The 20,427-nt window shown below is 43.0% G+C and carries 24 protein-coding genes; 15 read left to right on the top strand and 9 right to left on the bottom strand.

Annotation, left to right across the window (positions count from 1 at the left end; translation table 11 throughout):
• The first annotated feature begins 262 nt into the window (after nt 1–262).
• From HII16_RS05260 to HII16_RS05250, 3 genes are all read left to right on the top strand, one after another.
• On the top strand, nt 263–715 hold the full coding sequence (locus HII16_RS05260; RefSeq protein WP_169128134.1) for a DUF1043 family protein: 453 nt from the start codon (nt 263–265) through the stop codon (nt 713–715).
• Between the two features lie 158 nt (nt 716–873).
• On the top strand, nt 874–2,220 hold the full coding sequence (locus HII16_RS05255) for a DegQ family serine endoprotease (protein WP_169128132.1): 1,347 nt from the start codon (nt 874–876) through the stop codon (nt 2,218–2,220).
• Nucleotides 2,221–2,383: 163 nt separating this feature from the next.
• Nucleotides 2,384–3,445, top strand: coding sequence for a trypsin-like peptidase domain-containing protein (locus HII16_RS05250; RefSeq protein ID WP_135439052.1), 1,062 nt, complete (start codon nt 2,384–2,386; stop codon nt 3,443–3,445).
• 83 nt (nt 3,446–3,528) lie between these two features.
• Here the strand turns inward: HII16_RS05250 and murA are convergent, their stop codons facing one another.
• The 9 genes from murA to HII16_RS05205 all read right to left on the bottom strand — a co-directional run bounded on the left by murA (nt 3,529) and on the right by HII16_RS05205 (nt 10,501).
• Nucleotides 3,529–4,791: a UDP-N-acetylglucosamine 1-carboxyvinyltransferase gene (murA, locus tag HII16_RS05245; RefSeq protein ID WP_169128130.1), complete on the bottom strand. Its 1,263-nt coding sequence runs from the start codon at nt 4,789–4,791 to the stop codon at nt 3,529–3,531.
• Nucleotides 4,792–4,824: 33 nt separating this feature from the next.
• Complete coding sequence (locus HII16_RS05240) at nt 4,825–5,082, bottom strand: BolA/IbaG family iron-sulfur metabolism protein (protein WP_135439050.1); 258 nt, start codon at nt 5,080–5,082, stop codon at nt 4,825–4,827.
• Between the two features lie 57 nt (nt 5,083–5,139).
• Nucleotides 5,140–5,442 (bottom strand): STAS domain-containing protein, encoded by a 303-nt coding sequence (locus HII16_RS05235; RefSeq protein WP_169128128.1) that lies wholly within the window; start codon nt 5,440–5,442, stop codon nt 5,140–5,142.
• Between the two features lie 3 nt (nt 5,443–5,445).
• Nucleotides 5,446–6,141: a phospholipid-binding protein MlaC gene (mlaC, locus tag HII16_RS05230; protein ID WP_169128126.1), complete on the bottom strand. Its 696-nt coding sequence runs from the start codon at nt 6,139–6,141 to the stop codon at nt 5,446–5,448.
• A 23-nt stretch (nt 6,142–6,164) separates the two neighbouring features.
• The gene (gene mlaD / locus HII16_RS05225) at nt 6,165–6,638 is read right to left on the bottom strand and encodes an outer membrane lipid asymmetry maintenance protein MlaD (protein WP_135439047.1); all 474 of its coding nucleotides are present in this window, start codon (nt 6,636–6,638) and stop codon (nt 6,165–6,167) included.
• A gap of 18 nt (nt 6,639–6,656) precedes the next feature.
• A complete protein-coding gene (gene mlaE, locus HII16_RS05220) occupies nt 6,657–7,436 on the bottom strand; it encodes a lipid asymmetry maintenance ABC transporter permease subunit MlaE (protein ID WP_211183408.1) in 780 nt (259 codons plus the stop codon).
• On the bottom strand, nt 7,436–8,236 hold the full coding sequence (mlaF, locus tag HII16_RS05215; RefSeq protein WP_169128124.1) for a phospholipid ABC transporter ATP-binding protein MlaF: 801 nt from the start codon (nt 8,234–8,236) through the stop codon (nt 7,436–7,438). The genes mlaE and mlaF overlap by 1 nt, the downstream gene beginning before the upstream one ends.
• A gap of 315 nt (nt 8,237–8,551) precedes the next feature.
• Nucleotides 8,552–9,352, bottom strand: a complete 801-nt coding sequence (locus HII16_RS05210) for an outer membrane protein OmpK (protein WP_169128122.1) — start codon at nt 9,350–9,352, stop codon at nt 8,552–8,554.
• Between the two features lie 339 nt (nt 9,353–9,691).
• The gene (locus tag HII16_RS05205; protein WP_135439044.1) at nt 9,692–10,501 is read right to left on the bottom strand and encodes an outer membrane protein OmpK; all 810 of its coding nucleotides are present in this window, start codon (nt 10,499–10,501) and stop codon (nt 9,692–9,694) included.
• A 255-nt stretch (nt 10,502–10,756) separates the two neighbouring features.
• Here HII16_RS05205 and HII16_RS05200 point away from each other — a divergent pair, with 255 nt between their 5' ends.
• The 12 genes from HII16_RS05200 to mgtE all read left to right on the top strand — a co-directional run bounded on the left by HII16_RS05200 (nt 10,757) and on the right by mgtE (nt 20,217).
• Nucleotides 10,757–11,725, top strand: a complete 969-nt coding sequence (locus HII16_RS05200; RefSeq protein WP_169128120.1) for a calcium/sodium antiporter — start codon at nt 10,757–10,759, stop codon at nt 11,723–11,725.
• Nucleotides 11,726–11,738: 13 nt separating this feature from the next.
• Complete coding sequence (locus tag HII16_RS05195; RefSeq protein ID WP_169128118.1) at nt 11,739–12,713, top strand: KpsF/GutQ family sugar-phosphate isomerase; 975 nt, start codon at nt 11,739–11,741, stop codon at nt 12,711–12,713.
• An 18-nt stretch (nt 12,714–12,731) separates the two neighbouring features.
• Nucleotides 12,732–13,280, top strand: coding sequence for a 3-deoxy-manno-octulosonate-8-phosphatase KdsC (gene kdsC, locus HII16_RS05190; RefSeq protein ID WP_169128536.1), 549 nt, complete (start codon nt 12,732–12,734; stop codon nt 13,278–13,280).
• On the top strand, nt 13,277–13,843 hold the full coding sequence (gene lptC / locus HII16_RS05185; RefSeq protein WP_169128117.1) for an LPS export ABC transporter periplasmic protein LptC: 567 nt from the start codon (nt 13,277–13,279) through the stop codon (nt 13,841–13,843). Before kdsC ends, lptC begins: the two co-directional genes overlap by 4 nt.
• The gene (gene lptA, locus HII16_RS05180; RefSeq protein WP_169128116.1) at nt 13,833–14,366 is read left to right on the top strand and encodes a lipopolysaccharide transport periplasmic protein LptA; all 534 of its coding nucleotides are present in this window, start codon (nt 13,833–13,835) and stop codon (nt 14,364–14,366) included. The genes lptC and lptA overlap by 11 nt, the downstream gene beginning before the upstream one ends.
• Before the next feature lie 2 nt (nt 14,367–14,368).
• Nucleotides 14,369–15,097 (top strand): LPS export ABC transporter ATP-binding protein, encoded by a 729-nt coding sequence (gene lptB / locus HII16_RS05175; RefSeq protein ID WP_135439039.1) that lies wholly within the window; start codon nt 14,369–14,371, stop codon nt 15,095–15,097.
• A 99-nt stretch (nt 15,098–15,196) separates the two neighbouring features.
• The gene (locus tag HII16_RS05170; RefSeq protein WP_169128114.1) at nt 15,197–16,660 is read left to right on the top strand and encodes an RNA polymerase factor sigma-54; all 1,464 of its coding nucleotides are present in this window, start codon (nt 15,197–15,199) and stop codon (nt 16,658–16,660) included.
• A 23-nt stretch (nt 16,661–16,683) separates the two neighbouring features.
• Nucleotides 16,684–16,971, top strand: a complete 288-nt coding sequence (gene hpf / locus HII16_RS05165; RefSeq protein WP_169128112.1) for a ribosome hibernation promoting factor — start codon at nt 16,684–16,686, stop codon at nt 16,969–16,971.
• 4 nt (nt 16,972–16,975) lie between these two features.
• Nucleotides 16,976–17,425, top strand: a complete 450-nt coding sequence (gene ptsN, locus HII16_RS05160) for a PTS IIA-like nitrogen regulatory protein PtsN (protein ID WP_169128110.1) — start codon at nt 16,976–16,978, stop codon at nt 17,423–17,425.
• 12 nt (nt 17,426–17,437) lie between these two features.
• Nucleotides 17,438–18,283, top strand: a complete 846-nt coding sequence (gene rapZ / locus HII16_RS05155) for an RNase adapter RapZ (RefSeq protein WP_135439035.1) — start codon at nt 17,438–17,440, stop codon at nt 18,281–18,283.
• Between the two features lie 44 nt (nt 18,284–18,327).
• A complete protein-coding gene (locus HII16_RS05150; protein WP_169128108.1) occupies nt 18,328–18,606 on the top strand; it encodes an HPr family phosphocarrier protein in 279 nt (92 codons plus the stop codon).
• Nucleotides 18,607–18,846: 240 nt separating this feature from the next.
• Nucleotides 18,847–20,217 carry a magnesium transporter gene (mgtE, locus tag HII16_RS05145; RefSeq protein ID WP_169128106.1) on the top strand — a complete coding sequence of 457 codons (1,371 nt, stop codon included), beginning with the start codon at nt 18,847–18,849 and terminating at the stop codon, nt 20,215–20,217.
• The last annotated feature ends 210 nt before the right edge of the window (nt 20,218–20,427 follow it).

Below are 20,427 nucleotides of genomic sequence, written 5' to 3'. Positions count from 1 at the left end.
TGCTATGACGTTGAAAAATTACAAATAATCACCAGATCGGAGGTGTGAAAGTATTAAATTAACGCTATTATAAGAGAAGGCAACCAAGACTGCTATGGCAACTTGGTTGAAAACTCCATTAGGGCTGTCATTCTAATCTAATAAAACCCTAAAAAGAGTCATAAAATAACAAAATCCCTGGTTACACTCTAATCCTCTATAGCTTACTATACGTATCAAAACAGGAAACCAGGTTATTGTGTCGAAACAGTAAGGAATAAATATGGAATTCATCTACCTTCTCATCGGTGTCATCATCGGCGCTGCCGGCGGTTTTTTCGCGCGCAAACAAATGTCGGCTTCAGAACAAGAGTTTAAACACCTGCAACAAGAAGTGACTGAGAGTAAGACTTCACTTGAGCAGTATCAAAATGAAGTGGCAACACATCTACAAAACTCAACTAATTTATTGGCAAAAATGAATGACGCTTGCAAAACAGCGATGATTCAAATGGAACAAAGTACGCAACTATTGGACCGAGCCAATCAACGCAGCAATGAAATGCCTTTCTTCTCAGCCGAAACTGAAGCGCACATTCGCTCTAATCCGTTACCGAAGAAAGCTAAGCGCGGTGTACGCAACGAAGCGTTAACTGAGCCACCTCGTGATTATTCAGATGATCCGAGTGGTATATTCAGTGACGCGCAACAAGTTGTTACAAACAAGGCGAGCTAATATACAGCTCGTTTTGAACTTTGCTTATTCAAGTGAGTCACTAGTTAACAGTTACGACGAATTTTTATTCGTGATACGCAATCAAGCCCGGCTTAACTCTGGGCTTTGTTTTTTCAGCATAAAAATATTAAGAATTAACTAAAATTGGAGTCTTATATATGAAAAAGAAGTTTGCACTGACCCCTGTCGCGCTTTTAATTGGTTCTTTAACATTATTCCCCGCTAGTTCATATGCTGCCTTGCCAGCGCAAGTAGACGGTCAAAGTTTACCGTCATTAGCCCCGATGTTAGAACAAACCACACCCGCTGTTGTAAGCATTAGTGTGGAAGGTACGCAAGAAGTACAACAATCCGATCCTTTCCGATTCTTCTTTGGCCAACGCCGTGGTCAAGAACCGCAAGAGCGCCCATTTAGAGGCTTAGGCTCAGGTGTTATTATTGACGCCGATAAAGGTTATATCGTTACCAATAACCATGTTATTGACGAAGCCGACACCATACTGGTCAATCTCACCGATGGTCGTCAGTTTAAAGCCAAGAAAATAGGCACCGATGCACAAAGTGATATCGCGTTGCTGCAAATAGACGGTGAAGACCTGACCGAAATTAAAATCGCTAATTCAGATGATCTGCGCGTCGGTGACTTTGCCGTCGCCATTGGTAGCCCATTTGGACTTGGCCAAACCGTTACCTCTGGTATTGTCAGTGCGTTGGGCCGTAGTGGCCTTAACATTGAACAGCTGGAAGACTTTATTCAAACCGATGCGGCAATTAATAGCGGCAATTCCGGTGGCGCGTTAGTCAATTTAAGAGGCGAGCTTATCGGTATCAATACCGCGATTCTAGGCCCTAATGGTGGCAACGTTGGTATCGGTTTTGCGATACCATCAACGATGATGCAAAATCTCGTCAATCAAATCATCGAATACGGTGAAGTACGCCGTGGCGTGCTCGGTGTCACCGGTAACTCAATTAATCCTGAATTGGCAAAAGCCATGGATTTAGAGACCAATCAAGGTGGTTTTGTCTCACAAGTGGCGCCAGATTCAGCAGCGGAACAAGCAGGCTTAAAAGCCGGCGACATTATCATTGAAGTGAATGGTCGCAAAATTCGCAACTTCAATGAATTGCGTGGCAAGATAGGTTCTATTGGTGCCGGTAATGAGGTTGAGTTGACGATTTTACGAGACGGTAAACGCAAAACCTTTGACGTCACCCTAAAAGGCACAACCGAGGCCAACATCGCTGCCTCCAGTTTGCACCCTATGCTACAAGGTGCTCAATTAAGCAGTAGTGAAGATGGCGAGGGCGTGCTGGTTAAAAACGTTATCGAAAACTCCCCTGCAGCAGCCGTTGGCCTGCAAGATGGTGACGTTATCGCCGGTGTGAACCGCAAACCAGTAAGTAACTTAGCTGAGTTTCGCGATCTACTTGCAGAAATTGAAGGCGTTGTCGCACTCAATATCGTGCGTGGGAACACCAAACTCTACTTAATGATGCGCTAAGCTATGAGCGTTTTTCAAAGGGAAGCTATGCTTCCCTTTTTTGTTAGCAATTTGCCATCACAAGAATCTAGCCTGCGCATAAAACCGATGAGTTAACTCTTTGTCGCCGGTGAGAAAAGTGCTAGTATTTTAATTATTGCCCTTTAACAACAATAAGCTGCGGATGAAAATTTTACCGGCACTTTCCTATATTCTTAGAGCGATCAGTTATGGCCTATTAACTGCCGTTGTATTATTGATATTGGTGCCAGAGTTACGTGACGGCAACAGTGTATCCTTTAATATATTCAAGCCAGACACGCAAAAATCTGACCCTATGTCCTTTGCGACAGCCGTCGCCAAAGCCGCACCAGCGGTGGTTAACATCTATTCCGAGACCATTGAGCGCGGCAACTATTATCAAAATACACCGCGTAAACAAGTTAAGCTTGGCTCTGGGGTGATTATGGATCCTAGAGGTTATATCCTCACCAATTATCATGTGGTAATGAATGCGGATATGATTCGCGTGGTTCTGCAAGATAACACACGACTCACCGCCGAACTAATTGGTAGTGACCAAATTACCGACCTAGCGGTGTTAAAAGTTGCCGCTGATAATTTACCCGTCATTCCTCGCGACGACAGCCTCACCCCGTTGGTTGGTGACGTTGTATTGGCGATTGGCAATCCATTGAATATTGGTCAAACCGTCACTCAAGGAATTATCAGTGCCACAGGTCGTAATGGTTTAAGTAGTACCAATTATCGTGAATTTTTACAAATGGATGCGGCGATCAATGACGGTAACTCAGGTGGCGCATTGGTCAATTCTAATGGTGATTTAGTCGGTATTACCTCTGCGCAATTTAAACGATTAAGTCCACAAGTTAATATTCAAGGGATATTCTTTGCCGTGCCCTATAAACTGGCGGCCAAGGTTATGCGTGAGTTGATTGAAAACGGCCAAGTCATTCGCGGTTGGTTAGGGGTAAGCTCTGATAGTTACAATCATCACCTTAAAGGCTTTGTTGTTAATCAAATTACGCCAGGTGGTCCTGCAGAAGCGGCAGGATTAGCGATTAACGATGTGGTTCATAAAATTGGAGGCCAGGAAATTAACAGCATCAACCACGCCTTGGATATTATTGCGGAAACCAATCCTGGCGCACAGCTTGAATTCACCATTTATCGCGAGAATAAGCTGATCACCATACCAGTGATTATTGGCGAATTTAAACGCTAACCGCTGCTAATAAATGCCGCGAATAGGCGATCAAAAAAGGCAACCTAAAGTTGCCTTTTTTATTATTGTACAAAGAGTTAAATCTAGTTGATTTTAAAACGAGTGATAGTCGCACCCAGTTTTTGCAACTTGTCTTCAATCTTTTGATAACCACGATCAATGTGGTAGATACGATCAACTATAGTCTCACCATCAGCAACTAGGCCGGCGATAACCAAACTTGCAGAGGCACGCAAATCCGTTGCCATTACTTGAGCGGAGGTCAATCCCTCAACACCAACAGATACTGCGGTATTACCTTCAAGTTTGATGTCTGCACCCATACGTTGTAATTCTGGTACGTGCATAAATCGATTTTCGAATATCGTCTCAACTGTCGTCGCGGTGCCTTGTGCGATAGCGTTTAAGGTAACGAATTGCGCCTGCATATCGGTTGGAAATGCCGGGTGTGGTGCGGTACGAATATTTACCGCTTTCGGGCGTTCATTCATTTCCAGTTCGATCCAGTCATCGCCAAAGGTAACGGCAGCGCCGGCTTCTTGCAATTTACTGATAACCGCTTCCAACGCATGCGGGTCGGTATTCAGGCAACGTATTTTGCCACCAGTAACCGCAGCAGCAACCAAGAATGTCCCGGTTTCAATGCGATCAGGCATAACCTTATGTTCTGCACCTTGCAATGACTCGACACCTTCAATGGTCAATGTGTCAGTGCCAGCACCAGATACGTTGCCGCCCATGGCGTTAATGAAATTGGCTAAATCAACAATTTCAGGTTCACGTGCGGCATTTTCAATAATGGTGGTACCTTCAGCCAGTGCAGCGGCCATCATTAAGTTTTCAGTACCCGTTACGCTAACTGCATCCATAAAGATGGTTGCGCCTTGCAAACGGCCTTGTTTCTTAGCGATGATATAACCATTTTCGACATTAATTTCTGCCCCCATCATTTTCAGGCCAGAAATATGCAAATCGACCGGTCTTGCACCGATAGCACAGCCACCAGGCAATGATACTTCCGCGTGGCCAAAACGAGCCAACAAAGGACCAAGTACCAAAATTGACGCACGCATGGTCTTTACCATCTCATACGGCGCTAAACAGTTATTGATTTGAGAAGCATCAATATGCACGGCATCATCACCCTGCCAAGACACTTGCGCGCCTAACTCACCCAATAATTTACAGGTAGTATTAATGTCATTCAATTGAGGTACATTACTTACTGTCAACGGAGTTTCAGCAAGAATGGTTGCAAATAAAATCGGTAATGCGGAGTTTTTGGCACCGCTGATGACGACATCGCCATTCAGTTGGTTACCACTACTTATACGAAACGCGTCCAAAATAGCCCTTCTTAGTGTTATTTAATATGTTATTTATGACGGCATATTAAACATTTTTTCACGCTGCCATTGAGCAGAGTTAAATGTTTTAATGGTTACCGCGTGGATTTTGCCTTCGGCAATAGCGCCTGCCAATGGCGCGTATACCGTTTGCTGTTTTTTTACACGAGACATATCATCAAACATATCGGCAACGGCAATCACTTTACATTGTGAGCCATCAAAAGTGACATGTAATTCATCCAGCGTCAGACTGTCGTGCAGCAAACGTTCAATATCACTAACATCCATAGTGACTTCTCCAATTTTGTATTTAAGTTGCCAGAAATGGCGTTTATAGATTGACGCTTAATCCAGCGCCAACAGCTCATTAACTCGGCTTAAAGTAGCGAGTTTAACCAATTCTAAGGGTGGTTGGGAATAGTTAATTTTGATTTGTTTTTGCGCAGCGAACTCGAACAGCGCTAACAGCCAGGCCAGGCCTGCGGTATCAACCTTATTAAGCTTCGATAAATCAATATCTTGGCTATCTTGACCAACAATATCGGCAAAAACCTTTTGTTGCTTACCGATTATGCTTTTTCTTGTTAGTTCACCAACGACGGCCAACTGACCGTCATCATTGGTATCTATAGTAAAGTCGTTACTCAAAGATTACTGCTCCGTCGCCGGTTCACTTTGGGCTTCAATCTTAGCCCTAACTTCATCGGCGTTATCTTTAAATACGATCTTACGCTGACTTTTTTCCTTTAGCATTTCGGTTACTTTTGGCACACCGTTTTGCGCTAAAATACTGCGTAATTCTTTTTGCTTGGCATCTAATAGACTAATGCCTTCAGCTACAAGATCGAATGCTTGCCATTCATTGGTTTTACTGTTTTTACGGACTTTAAATTGAATGTTAATTGGTGGGCGTTGCTCGTCGATAATATCAACACCAACCATAACAATTTTCTTCTTAGAAAAATCTTGTTCCGGCTTGAATACGATGCGTTGATTATCATACAAAGTGAAAACCTGTGCATATGAGGTAATCAAATATTCACGAAATGCTGCGACAAATTCACGTCGCTCATCTTTGCTGGCTTTCTTGGCGTAGTTGCCAAGCACTTTCAATCCTGCATATTGATAAAATATGTGTGGCATCAACTCTTCACGAACGATGTCCTTAAGAATTTCAGGGTTTTCACTAATGTTTTTTTCTTCACTTGCAAAACGGTCAAATGTAACTTGTGCAACTTCTTCAATCATTGCATAAGGGTTTGATTTGTCGACATCAGCGCTCGCCAATGCAGAAAAACTTACAATCGTAAAAACAAAACTGATTAATTTAATAAATAAAATTTTCATAAATGCTAATTCCGACAAATAGATTAGTCTTCACCCTGGCTAAACAAAAACTGACCAATCAACTCTTCTAATACCAGAGCTGGCTTAGTATCTTCAATAAAATCACCTGGCTGTAATGTACCTACACCAAGCTCTTCATCAACAAACCCAGGCTCTAAGCCAAGATATTGCTCACCTAATAGACCCGCAGTCAATATAGAGACCGAGGTAGACTCAGAAAAATTGCTGTACTTACTGTAAATATCAAGAGTCACTACCGGCATATAATCTTCTGTATCCAGCTGAATCGACTGAACTCGACCAACGGTTACGCCACCAACTTTGATTGGTGAACGCTCTTTTAAGCCACCGATATTGTCAAATTTGGCATACAGTTTGTAGGTTTCACCATTACCTTTGATGCCAGCATCAGCAACTTTCAACGCTAATGCCAATAGAGCAGCTATGCCCAATGCAACAAAAATTCCTACCATTAATTCTATTTTCTTCGACACCATGTCACTACACCTACTATGCTAATTCGCAAACATCAGGGCGGTCAGAATAAAATCCAGACCTAAAACTATTAACGACGACTGTACCACCGTGGATGTGGTCGCCCGACTTATGCCTTCTGACGTCGGCACACAATCATAACCTTTATATACAGCAACCCAAGTAACGACAAAGGCAAACACTACTGCCTTTATCATGCCGTTCATGACGTCAGCACTCCAATCCACCTGAGCTTGCATCACTGACCAATACGTACCAGAGTCAACACCTAGCCAATCAACACCGACTAAATGCCCACCAAAAATCCCCACCGCCGAAAAAATCGCAACCAACAATGGCATAGATATAAAACCAGCCCAAAAACGTGGTGCAATAACGCGTCGCAATGGATCTACGGCCATCATTTCCATACTACTGAGTTGTTCGGTTGCTTTCATTAAGCCTATCTCAGCGGTTAATGCTGAACCAGCTCGACCGGCAAATAATAACGCCGTAACAACGGGTCCTAACTCACGCAGTATAGACAGCGCAACCATTGGACCTAGGCTCGCTTCAGCGCCGTAGCCTACCAGTATAGTGTATCCTTGCAGCGCTATAACCATACCGATAAAGGTACCGGAAACGATAATTATCAACAGTGATAATACGCCAACTGAATACAATTGCTTAGCCAGCAGTGGCCAGCCTTTACGCACACTGGGCCAATGTAACAATGCTGATAACAACATCAACAACGCTCTACCTAGCCCCGCCACCATAGCGACTGTGGCACGCCCTAAACTTGCTATTTGTTCAATCATTAACCAGCATCTCCAAGCAACTGCTTTTTATATGAGCTTGCAGGGTAATGAAATGGCACCGGTCCATCGGCTTCGCCTTTTATAAATTGTTTCACCAATAGTGATTGTTGCTGCTCGATTTCTTGCGGTGTGCCTTCACCAATGATACGTTGATCAGCAATGATGTATATGTAATCAGCGATACTCATCACCTCAGGCACATCATGGGAAACGACAACCGAGGTTAACCCTAACGCGTCATTAAGATCGCGAATAAGGCGAACAACAACCCCCATTGAAATTGGATCCTGACCAGCAAAAGGTTCATCGTATAGAATCAACTCAGGATCAAGGGCAATGGCTCTGGCCAACGCCGCACGTCGAGCCATACCGCCGGATAACTCGCTTGGGTGCAGTTCCATAGCGCCACGCAAGCCAACAGCTTCTAGCTTCATCATCACCATTTTAGCAATCAAATCTTCTGGAAGTTGACTGTGCTCTCTAATAGGAAACGCAACATTGTCAAATACCGACATATCAGTAAATAAGGCACCAGATTGAAATAACATACTGATTTTTTTACGGAGACGATAAAGGTCCTTGCGAGACAATGCAGGAATGTTTTCGCCGGCAAACAGGATTTCACCTTGCTGGGGTTTTAATTGCCCACCAATAAGACGCAACAACGTGGTTTTACCAATACCACTTGGTCCCATGATTGCGGTGACTTTGCCTTTCGGAATGTTGAGGCTGATATTATCGTAAATACAACGCTCTTCCCTGAAAAAGCTTAAGTTTTTGATCTCTACAAGATTTTCCATCTTCACTTACTGATAATTATTATCGTTTCGATTTTACCCGAGCTGTATTGGTTTCGCATTATAAATTAGTAAGTAATTGTTAATATATTATAATTTTTAGCCAATCACGTCCGCTTTTTCAGAACGAAGTACCACAAAACAGGTTTTTTATCTTCAAATTATAGCTTACGACCCTAGTTCAAGGATTAAGTTCGTTAGGTATTTGCAATATAAATTAAAAATATCAAATAAACAGCGTTATTTAGCTCACAAAAAAACAGCGCCTTGGCGCCGTTTTTCGTAAAATACTGCATCTTTTATCAATATTCTGCGTTATTAGAAATTGTATTTAGCGGTGACGATTGCCGCATCTTGATAGGCTGAGGTACCAAGCTTGTGGTCAGCGTAACGGTATTGCAAGCCAAGTGTCAGTTTCTTATTGGTGTGCCACCAAAGAGATACCGCACCATTGTGACCAACTGAGTTTATGGTGTATTGCGTACCATTGTTACGGAATTGATCATCTCGGCCAAATTCAGTTTCATGCCATTGCGTTACGGCAAATTTTTCTTCGCCAATCATAAAATCATAACCTAATACATAGCCGGCCATGAAACCGTTCATACCTGAACCAGCAAACGTTTGATTTTCAACGTGCACACCAATAAATGGTTTAATCCACAATCCTGATTCAGTAAACAAGTCGTAACTTACACCCAACACGACGTTTTGATCGTAAAAGCCACCAGATGCTTCTGTGAATGAGTATATGTGACCATAGTAGTTCCAATTTGACTCACCGATATTGACCGCAACAGAACCTTTCGCTGCGATACGGAAACCGTCGGTATCCCCTTTATCGTCTTCATCGGTGCGTGAGTTCTGTGGATTTTCAAAATCGATAAAACCGTATACATCCCCCCAATCAAAGCCTGCGCCACCTTCAACTTCGATATAAAAGAAATCTTCTTTAGCGCCACCAAAGCCGCCGATATCAGGATCCGTTCTGTCTTCCGTCTTGTCGCTCCAGTCAAGATAGTTTATCGAAACATTTGCAAAACCATAATACTGTTCTGCCAACGCTGGGGTAGCTGCCATAGTCGCTGAAGTCGCCAATACAATCGCCAATTTACGCATCTTAATATCTCACATCTAATACATCACGCAGGCTGTTGCTGAAAAAGCACCTGCTGCCTAAAAACTGGCGGGCATTGTATCGATTATTTTCTGTGCAACCATCTTTGTTTGGTTATCAAATGTAATCAATTAGAGACAAAAATTAGAGGGAGAAAGGGAAATGACGAAAATACAACACATTGAATGAGCATTTGCGTTACAAAAGATCACAATAAACATGGAACTTTCCAGTTTATGTGACTTTGTAACCGCCAAGCGCTGTTAAAATTACGTTAAATAACAAAGGTGTAAACTTGATCTCGATCAAACTGTAAACGACAAGTAAACCCAGTTAACATACTAGAAATTGTATTTCAGGGTGTAAATTATGGCGTCATGATAGGCGGCTGTGCCTAATTTATGATCAGCGTAACGGTATTGAACGCCGGTGGTCATTTTACTGCTGAAGTGCCACCAAAGTGCTACCGCGCCGTTCCAACCCGTCGAGTTCAATGTGTATTGGGTACCATTGCCTCTAAATTGGTCTTTACGCGCAAACTCAGTTTCATGCCATTGGCTGATACCAAATTTTTGTTCGCCAATTTGGAAATCATAGCCCAACACCCAACCTGCCATATAACCATTAGTACCTGAACCGTTAAATGTTTGGTTTTCGATATGCACACCAAGAAATGGTTTCATCCAAAAACCGGATTCGGTAAAAATGTCATAACTAAAGCCCAACACCCAGTTTTGATCATAAAAGCCGTTCGATGCTTCAGAAAAGCTATAAAAATGCGAGTAGTAATTCCAATTTGAGTCGCCAACATTAACCGCGATCGAGCCTTTCATTGCATAACGAAAACCATCAGTTTCGCCAGCATCTTCTGAAAACTGACCGTAGTTGCGACTATTACCAGGGTTTTCAACATCAAAGAAACCATAGATATCGCCCCAATCAAACCCGGCTCCACCTTCTACTTCGATGTAGAAGAAGTCTTCTTTTTCCCCACCAAAGCCACCAATATCGGGATTAGAACGATCTTCGGCTTTATCAGTCCAATCTAGAAAGTTGATGTTTACATCAGCAAAACCATAAAATTGTTCCGCCTGTGCGTTGGAGGTCACGAATGCAAATGACAAAAGTGGAAGTAGTAACTTATTTTTCATGGTGATTCCCTATATTGCTTAACAGGTTGTCTGGCTTTATTTGCTACTTGCAGCAAATGGCTCTGTTATTGCTATGAATAAAAGCTTATTTTGTTTTTCAATATTTGCCATTTTTCACGGCGATTTTGTCTAAAACTAAGGGAAATTTTGCTTAAATCTGTGATTTCTCCACAAATTTTTGTTTATTTGTACTTTATCTCTTTTAATTTGTGTCATTTACAGCGAAAATTTAAAGGCTATTTTATGGAGCAATAGATGTTCATTGAAGTCTTAATACTAATAATTTCTCTTATCGCGCTAATCTACAGCGCCGATAAATTTGTCTTTGGCGCAGCAGCGATTGCGCGTAATTATGGCATTGCGCCGATGATTATCGGTCTTACTATCGTCGCGATGGGCTCATCCGCGCCGGAAATGGTGGTGGCAGCAACAGCTTCATTACAAGGCGCACCGGATACCGCAATAGGTAATGCTATCGGTTCAAATATCACTAACATCGCTTTAGTGTTGGGCCTTACTGCGTTATGCAAACCGTTAGCCGTTTCATCACTCACCTTAAAACGTGAGTTACCGATTCTATTAATCGTCACCTTTATTGCCAGCTATATGCTCTTTGATCTGAATTTCAGCTTTATTGAGGGCTTGTTATTAATGGTCGGCTTCTTGGTGTTCATCATTAGTTTACTTATGGTGAGTATAAAACAAGTAAAGCACCATAAAATTGAAGATCCGATGATTACTGAAGCGCAATCTGAAATCCCAGAAAACGTCAATAACTTAGTCGCCCTAGCTTGGTTGGTGTTTGGACTCGTGCTACTGCCATTAAGTGCTAATTACCTAGTTGAATCAGCCACGGTTATTGCCAAAGCGTTAGGCATGAGCGATTTAGTGATTGGTTTAACGATTATTGCAATTGGTACCAGCTTGCCGGAATTGGCCGCGAGTGTGGTCAGCATCATCAAAAAAGAAGATGATTTGGCTTTAGGCAATATCATCGGCTCCAATATCTTTAACATTCTTGCTGTTTTAGCTTTACCTGGTCTTATCGCGCCCGGTGTCGTTGACAGTGAAGTCGCGAGTCGTGATGTGCCATACATGATGGCGTTGACCATTCTCCTTTTTGCCTTGTGTTTTAGCCGCTCTGGACATTTTAGAATCACCCGTGTTAAAGGTGGGGTTATCTTCATTGGCTTTATCGTCTATCAATACCTAATCTTTACCTAGGATTCTTTAGTTTATGCCTAATGCAAAACAATTTAAGCAACTTGCCGCAAACGTAATCGATATTGAAAAACAAGCAATCGAAAATTTGCATAATTATATCGACGACGAATTTGCCAAGGCCTGTCAATTGATGTTTGATTGCTCAGGTCGAGTTATTGTTATCGGTATGGGTAAGTCCGGTCATGTCGGCGGCAAAATTGCAGCGACATTGGCCAGCACAGGAACACCAGCTTTTTTCGTTCACCCTGGAGAAGCCAGTCATGGTGACTTGGGGATGGTGACTAGCTCAGATGTGGTCTTGGCGATATCGAATTCCGGTGAAACCGCTGAAGTATTGGCGATTATGCCGGTTATTAAGCGCATCGGTTCAACCTTGATTGGTATGTCAGGCAATACCAATTCAACATTAGCGAAATTGAGTGACGTACATATTTGCATCGCCGTGCCTCAAGAAGCATGCCCGTTAGGTCTTGCACCTACGTCGAGCACAACAGCGACCTTGGTGATGGGAGATGCGATGGCGGTGGCGTTATTAAACGCTCGCGGCTTTACTGCTGATGACTTTGCATTGTCACACCCAGGTGGCAGCTTAGGTAAACGTCTGTTATTGCGACTTGAAGATGTTATGCACAGTGGTGATAGACTGCCTACAATTCATTATCGGGCACTTATTAAAGATGCACTTGTCGAAATGACACAGAAGGGTTTGGGTATGACCGCCATTACCGATGATGATGGTCGCTTATTGGGCTTATTCACCGATGGTGATTTACGCCGAATCCTTGATGAGCAGGTAAATCTGCATCATGATTATATTGAATCGGTGATGACCAAACATCCCGTGGTTGCTAAACGACAAATGTTGGCAGCCGAAGCATTAAAGCTAATGGAAGATAAAAGCATCAATGGTTTAATCATCGTTAATGATGACAATGAGCCTGTCGGCGCAATGAATATGCACGATATACTTAAAGCAGGAGTATTGTAATTGAGTACTGGCAAAACCATGACCACTACCTTGTACGGGCAGGTCGACAGCGCCATTATAGAGAAAGCTAAACAGATAAAATTATTGGTCTGTGATATCGATGGTGTTTTTTCTGACGGTCGTATCTACCTCGGTAACGATGGTGAAGAGTTAAAAGCATTTAACACAAAAGATGGTTTTGGTATTAAAGCCGTCGGTCAAAATGGTGTCGATGTTGCTGTCATCACCGGGCGCAACTCCAACATAGTACAAAATCGCATGCGCGCTCTGAACGTAAAATTCATTGTTCAGGGACAAGAAAATAAAATGCCTGCGCTTATCGATATCGCCAATCAATTGTCTATCGACCTAGAACAAATAGCCTATATCGGCGATGACGTACCAGACTTACCCTGTATCGAGCAGGTTGGTTTTGGTGTTGCCGTTAACGACGCCCACCCTTTGGTTAAAAATGGTGCTGACTACATTACCTTTTTAGCTGGTGGATGCGGCGCGGTACGGGAATTATGTGACCTTATTATGCAATCCCAAAACACCTTGCATCTGGCAACAGGAGCGAGTGTATGAGTCGATTGCATCTGATTTCTATTCTGTTGTTTATTTTGGCTCTGGCGTCTTATGGATACCTTCATTATCAACAATCACAGCAAGCTGACGTTGAGGTAATTAAACCTTTAGATGAGCCTGCTTTTGTTGCTAATGCACTAAGCTCAAAGAAATTCGACAGTGATGGTCATCTGGTGCACACCATTTACGCAGAGCAAATGACCCACTTTGATCAACTGGGCGAAACCAAATTACTTAAGCCAGCTTACACTTTATACCCCGATGACGGCTCTGAGCCTTGGCGACTAACCGCAGAAAGCGGTTTTCTCGGCAAAGACAATATCTTAATTCTAAAAGATAGAGTAAGATTAATCTGTGAAGATAAAAATGCCTTCATCTCAGAAGTTCATGGGGAAGAATTGGCATTGGATTTGGATACTAAAATAATAACCTCAGACCAAAATATCCTATTGAAAGGTAAAGACTTTACCATGAGCGGCGTAGGTTTGAAGGTTGATATAAATACTACCGAAATGACATTGAGTGAACATGTACAAACAACCTTTAAAAAACATGACTCATAAATTATTAGTCAGTGCTGCCTTATTGCTTCCCAGCTTTTGGCTGAGTGCTGAGCAATCAGACTTTGAAAAAGAAATTAAAATTGTTGCGCAAAAACAGTCAACCGATTTAAAAAATCGCATTGCTAGTTATATCGACGACGTCAAAATAACCCAGGGCACTTTGACTATCGAAGCCGATTTAGTTCAAGTCAGCAATGAAAATGATTCACAGGCAAAAAAATATTTGGCTAAGGGAACACCGGCCAGATTTAGCCAAACGCTCGATAATGGTGATCAAATTGAATTGCAAGCCAATGAAATTAGCTACTCACCATTAACCAATATCATCGTTATTCGTGGTAATGCCAAAGTAAGTCAGCAAGGCAGTATGGTGCAAGGTGATGTGATTACCTATAACCTTGAAACCGAGCAGCTTACTGCCGATGGTGATGGCGGCGGCATTGTAACCACAATTATCGAACCTGATGTGAAAGACAAGATCAACAAAAAAGACAATAACGAAACCACTGAACAAGAACAGTAATCATGACTGCAACACTCGAAGCCAAAAATCTCGCTAAGGCCTATAAAGGTCGTAAAGTTGTTAAAGATGTCAGTATGACGGTTAAAGCCGGTCAAGTTGTTGGCTTGCTGGGTCCTAATGGCGCAGGTAAAACCACATCGTTTTATATGATTGTCGGCCTAGTCGCTAGCGATGAAGGTACAGTGACACTGAACAATGTTGATCTTACCTTATCGCCTATGCATGAGAGAGCGCGTCACGGCATCGGATATTTGCCTCAAGAAGCATCGATTTTTCGCAAGCTTTCAGTCTACGATAACATCATGTCTATACTACAAACCCGCAAGGAAATGACAGCAAATGAGCGTCAAGAAAAGCTTGAGTCGTTGGTTGAAGAGTTTAATATCGGTCATATCGTAGAAAATACAGGGCAAAGCCTATCCGGTGGTGAACGCCGCCGCGTCGAAATTGCCAGAGCATTGGCAGCGGATCCGCAATTTATCTTGCTCGATGAGCCGTTTGCCGGTGTTGACCCTATTTCAGTGGGTGACATTAAAAAAATTATCTTACATTTAAAAGAACGTGGTATCGGTGTCCTTATCACTGATCACAATGTTCGTGAAACTTTGGATGTATGTGAGCATGCCTATATCGTTAGCCATGGTGAGTTGATAGCCCAAGGCAATGCTGAACAAGTTTTATCAAATCAACATGTACGAGACGTCTACCTAGGCGAGAAATTCACGCTATAGTTATAACTAGTGCAAGGAAAAAACGCCGCAATGATACAGGCTTAATTGCTTGGTTATGCATTGCCTCTTGTATTCTGTTTTATGGAAAGCAATTAACTAATGAGACCAAGTCTTCAGCTGCGCATTGGCCAGCACCTAACGATGACTCCACAATTGCAACAAGCGATAAAATTGTTGCAACTATCGACCTTGGATCTACAACAGGAAATTCAGGAAGCGCTTGAAAGCAATCCATTGCTGGAAGCCGATGACAATCAGCAACAAAGTAATGAGGCAAGCGCCACCGAAACCAACGGTTTAGACGGCAGTGAAGATGCAACGCCAACACAAGATGAAATCACCACTAGTGAAGCCTTAACCCAAAATGAAATCCCAGAAGAGTTGTCTGTCGACTCAACATGGGAAGAAAGCTTTAGTGCCGGAGTCTCCAACACTGGAATGGCATCCGGTAATGACGATACCGTCTATCAAGGTGAAACCACGGAAAACATCCATGATCACCTTACCTGGCAGATGGAACTAACACCATTTACTGAAACCGATAAAACCATCGCGGTGGCGATTATTGACGCCATCGACGACGCCGGTTACTTAACGGTCACTACAGAAGACATCCAAGAAAGCTTAGGCGATGATGAGATTGAATTAGACGAAGTGGAGGCGGTATTAAAGCGCATCCATATGTTTGATCCTATTGGCTCCGGCGCGTGTTCTATTCAGCATTGCTTGCTGATTCAACTTGACCAATTTGACGCTGGCACGCCGTTTCTCAAAGAAGCAAAACTGGTTATCAATAATCATATTGACTTACTCGCCAATCGCGATTTTCGCACCATAATGCGTAAAACCAGACTTAAAGAGCCACAACTTCAAGAAGTGATGCGCCTAATCCACAGTCTTAACCCACGTCCAGGCGATGCCATCGTGCAAAACGAGGAACAATACATCATTCCTGATGTGAGTGTGTTTAAGAAAAACGGCCGATGGGTGGTTGAGCTAAATCCAGAAACTGCACCTAAACTAAATATCAATAATCACTACGCTTCGCTGGCAAAAACCAGTTCGGCGGAAGATAGCCAATTTATACGTTCGCATTTGCAGGAAGCAAAATGGTTTATTAAATCATTGGAAAGCCGCAATGAAACTCTGATGAAAGTGTCCAATTGCATTGTACAACAACAACAGGGCTTTTTTGAACATGGACCGGAAGCTATGCGTCCTATGGTACTGAACGACGTTGCCGAAGCGGTTGAGATGCACGAATCGACAATTTCTAGGGTTACCACACAAAAGTACATGCATACGCCGCGAGGAATATTTGAATTAAAATACTTCTTTTCAAGCCATGTGAGTACCGAAAACGGCGGGGAGTGTTCGTCTACTGCAATTCGAGCTTTAATTAAAAAACTGGTCGATGCTGAAAATCCGAAAAAACCATTGAGCGATAGTAAAATGGCGGAGCTTTTGGCAGATCAGGGGATTAACGTTGCACGCAGAACGATAGCCAAATACCGAGAGTCTTTGGGCATTCCTCCTTCAAACCAAAGAAAAAGCTTAATTTAAGCCAAACCATAAGGAAACAGCTTATGCAAATCAATCTTTCTGGTCATCATGTTGAAGTTACTGCCTCTATGAGAGCGTATGTTGAACAAAAATTTGACAAACTTGAACGTCATTTCGACCACATAAACAATGTTTATGTTGTATTGAAAGTAGAAAAGCTGCAGCAAATCGCCGAAGCCACACTGCACGTCAATCAGGGAGAGATTTTTGGCTCCGCTGAAAATGAAGACATGTATGCCTCCATTGATGCACTTGTGGAAAAACTAGATCGCCAAGTGCTAAAACACAAGGCCAAACTGTCTAAACATTAACTATATGAAACTCGCTAATTTGTTATCTCCGGACTGCACCATATGTGCAGCTCCGGGCAACAGTAAAAAAAATATTTTAGAGCAAATCAGTGTACTTGCCGCTAATAAAATCTCTACTTCGTCAGCCAAAGAGCTGCTAAACGATCTTATCGACAGAGAAAAACTCAGCAGTACCGGTATAGGCAAAGGTATTGCCATCCCGCATAGTAAAATCGATAACACTGAACAACCTGTGGCGGTGTTAATCACCACAGATAAAGCGGTCAACTTTGATGCGATTGATAATAAGCCTGTCGATATATTTTTCGCTTTATTCGTTCCTGAAGATAGCTGCCAACAACACCTAGAAACTCTGGCAAGTGTTGCGAAATACTTTTCAGACAAAGATAATAGTAAAAACGTGCGCCGCTGTACCAGCGCCAATCAACTCTATAGACTGGTCGCTAATGGCTAACAGGAGCAAGCAATGAAGTTAATGATCGTCAGTGGCCGATCCGGTTCAGGTAAAACCGTCGCCCTGCGAGTACTCGAAGATCTCGGTTATTATTGCGTTGATAATATCCCGGTAAACCTTTTACCCGCGTTGACCCATACCGTCATTAACGACTACGAAAATGTTGCCGTGTCATTGGATGTGCGCAACTTACCGCATAACCCGGAAGATGCTCGCGAGATCATTGATTATTTACCCAGTACGGTTGAGTTAAGCATTCTCTATCTTGACGCTGATGATCAAGAATTGGTGCGTCGTTACAGCGAAACCCGCCGATTACACCCTTTAATTCGTCAAAACATGGCGTTAGATCAAGCGATATCATTAGAGAAAAAGCTACTCGATCCGGTGGCCAGTCGCGCCAACCTTTATATTAATACCACCAGTTTGACGCCACATCAGTTAGCGGATTTAGTGCGTGAACGAGTGATGGGCTCAAAAACCGGTTCTTTGGTTATTGTGTTTGAATCATTTGGTTTTAAATATGGTGTGCCAACCGACGCCGATTATGTCTTCGATGCCCGCTTCTTGCCAAACCCATTTTGGGAACAGGGACTGAAGCCATACAATGGCCTCGATCAACCGGTTCAAGACTTTCTTGCTAGCCAACCGATTGTCACTAAGTTTATTTGGCAGATAAACTCTTTTATGATGACTTGGTTGCCACATTTAGAACGTAATAACCGCACCTATTTAACCATAGCGGTTGGATGCACAGGCGGACAGCATCGCAGTGTTTATATTGCAGAAGCTCTCGCCAAACAATTTCGCAAAGAAGAACGAGATGTGCAAATTCGTCATCGCGAACTTACTAAATAGCGACACTAAGACTCGCGACCAAGTTATCCAGGAAAGCAACGGCCATGTCCACTTGTGAATCACGCTTCGTAAAAATAGAAAATAAACTCGGCTTACATGCAAGAGCTGCAACTAAACTGGCGAAATTAAGCCAAAACTATCGTGCCACCATCACCATTAAACTGGATGACAAGTCCGCCGACGCCGACTCTATTATGGGCTTAATGCTGCTCACTGGCAGTCAAGGAAAAACCGTTGAAGTGATCAGCGAAGGCGATGATGCCGAACAAGCACTGAGCGCGGTTTGCCAATTATTCGGTGATAAGTTTGATGAAGCTGAATAACCAACAACCCCGCTACTAGATTTTTAACACCTCGTTAAGCAACTGATTTAGCAGCCAACTTTTGACAAAAATACAGAACTCGCTGAAATATTAGCTGATAATTTCCGCTAATTACGTTACACTTCAACCAGATAACTCATATTAATGGGACGCAATCTAATCCTATAGGTTTGCTATTCGCGCTAAAATTGTAGCTCAACCCATCAATATCAAAATTAAACAATAACAGCACCCTTGAGCATGAGGTGGAACGTGCCAGAGTTGTCAGAACAGGAAATCAGCCAACAAAGACTACTGGAAATAAATACCGCTCTCGACAGTGGTATGTTCGTGTACGTGCGAAAAATGTTCCAGAGTATGCCTGCCTATGACATAGCCTTATTACTTGAATCATCACCAGCTAAAGGCCGTACTGTGCTATGGCAGCTGGTCGACCCAGATCTGCACGGCGAAATCCTCGAAGAATTATCGGAAGAAGTTCGTAAAGGCATATTGAAAAACATGCAGCCTGAGAAGGTTGCTGCCGCCGCAGAAGGCATGGACATCGATGATTTGGCAGAAGTGTTACGTACCCTGCCAGATTCTGCCTACAACGAAGTACTTGATTCAATGGATGCCCAGGATAGAACCCGGGTAGAACAAGCGCTTTCATACGATCCGGAAACTGCCGGTGGTATCATGAATACCGATGCCATCACATTGCGTCCGGATGTGACCATTGATGTGGTATTGCGCTATTTACGCTTAAAAGCTGAATTGCCGGAAGCGACCGACTCGTTTTATGTGGTTAATCGCGATGACAAGCTCATCGGTAGCGTTTCTCTTGCTTCATTGGTTACCGCAAGACCAGAGCAAACCATTGCGGAAATCACCGATACCGAAACCATCCCGGTTAATGTCGCTATGGAAGATACCGAAGTGGCAATTATGTTTGAGCGCCATGATTGGTTCTCAGCACCGGTCGTCGATGATAGCAATCGCTTATTAGGTCGTATTACCATTGACGATGTGGTCGATATCATTCGTGAAGACGCGGAACACTCCATGATGAGTTTAGCCGGTCTAGATGATGAAGCAGATACCTTCGCGCCGGTTATCAAAAGTACTCAACAACGGTCTGTTTGGCTCGGTGTAAACCTTATTACCGCGCTACTTGCCGTCGCGGTATCGAGCATGTTCGAACCCATTCTTGCAGAAATGGCCATTTTAGCGGTACTTAATACCCTAGTGCCAAGTATGGGTGGTGTGGCTGGAAGCCAAACCTTAACCCTGGTTATTCGTGGTATGGCACTTGGTCATATTGGTGATAATAACGCCCGCACCATCTTAACCAAAGAACTTGCGGTTGGCTTTTTGAATGGTCTAATTTGGTCACTGCTCATTGCCTCTATTGTCTCCTTATGGAAACAAGATCTAATGCTTGGTGGCATCATTGCTTTTGCCATGTTGGCTAACCTCACGGTTGCAGGTCTTGCTGGTGTTATCACTCCATTGGCGATGAAACGCATCAATATTGACCCTGCCCTTGCTGGCGGTGTTATCCTGACGACCATCACTGATGTGGTTGGTATCTTTGCATTTTTAGGCACTGCCACCCTGCTATTAAGCTAATTAAAGCTAAATCAAATCTGCCACGACGATAGCGAATATTATTAAGTGTTAAGTAAAACATTGATTGCTGTGTTATGAGCAGGAGTTATGACTCGTGCCTTGATATGGATATGGGTTTTGCATTGAAACAGGACTGGCTTGCACTAGTTTGCATTAGAACTAATTTGGATTATAACTTAACGGTAATTAACGTCGCTGACAACCTGTACA

It is taken from the genome of Thalassotalea sp. Y01 (assembly GCF_012932945.1).
Taxonomy (GTDB): Bacteria; Pseudomonadota; Gammaproteobacteria; order Enterobacterales; family Alteromonadaceae; genus Thalassotalea_A.
This window is presented reverse-complemented; position numbering and strand designations above follow the sequence as displayed.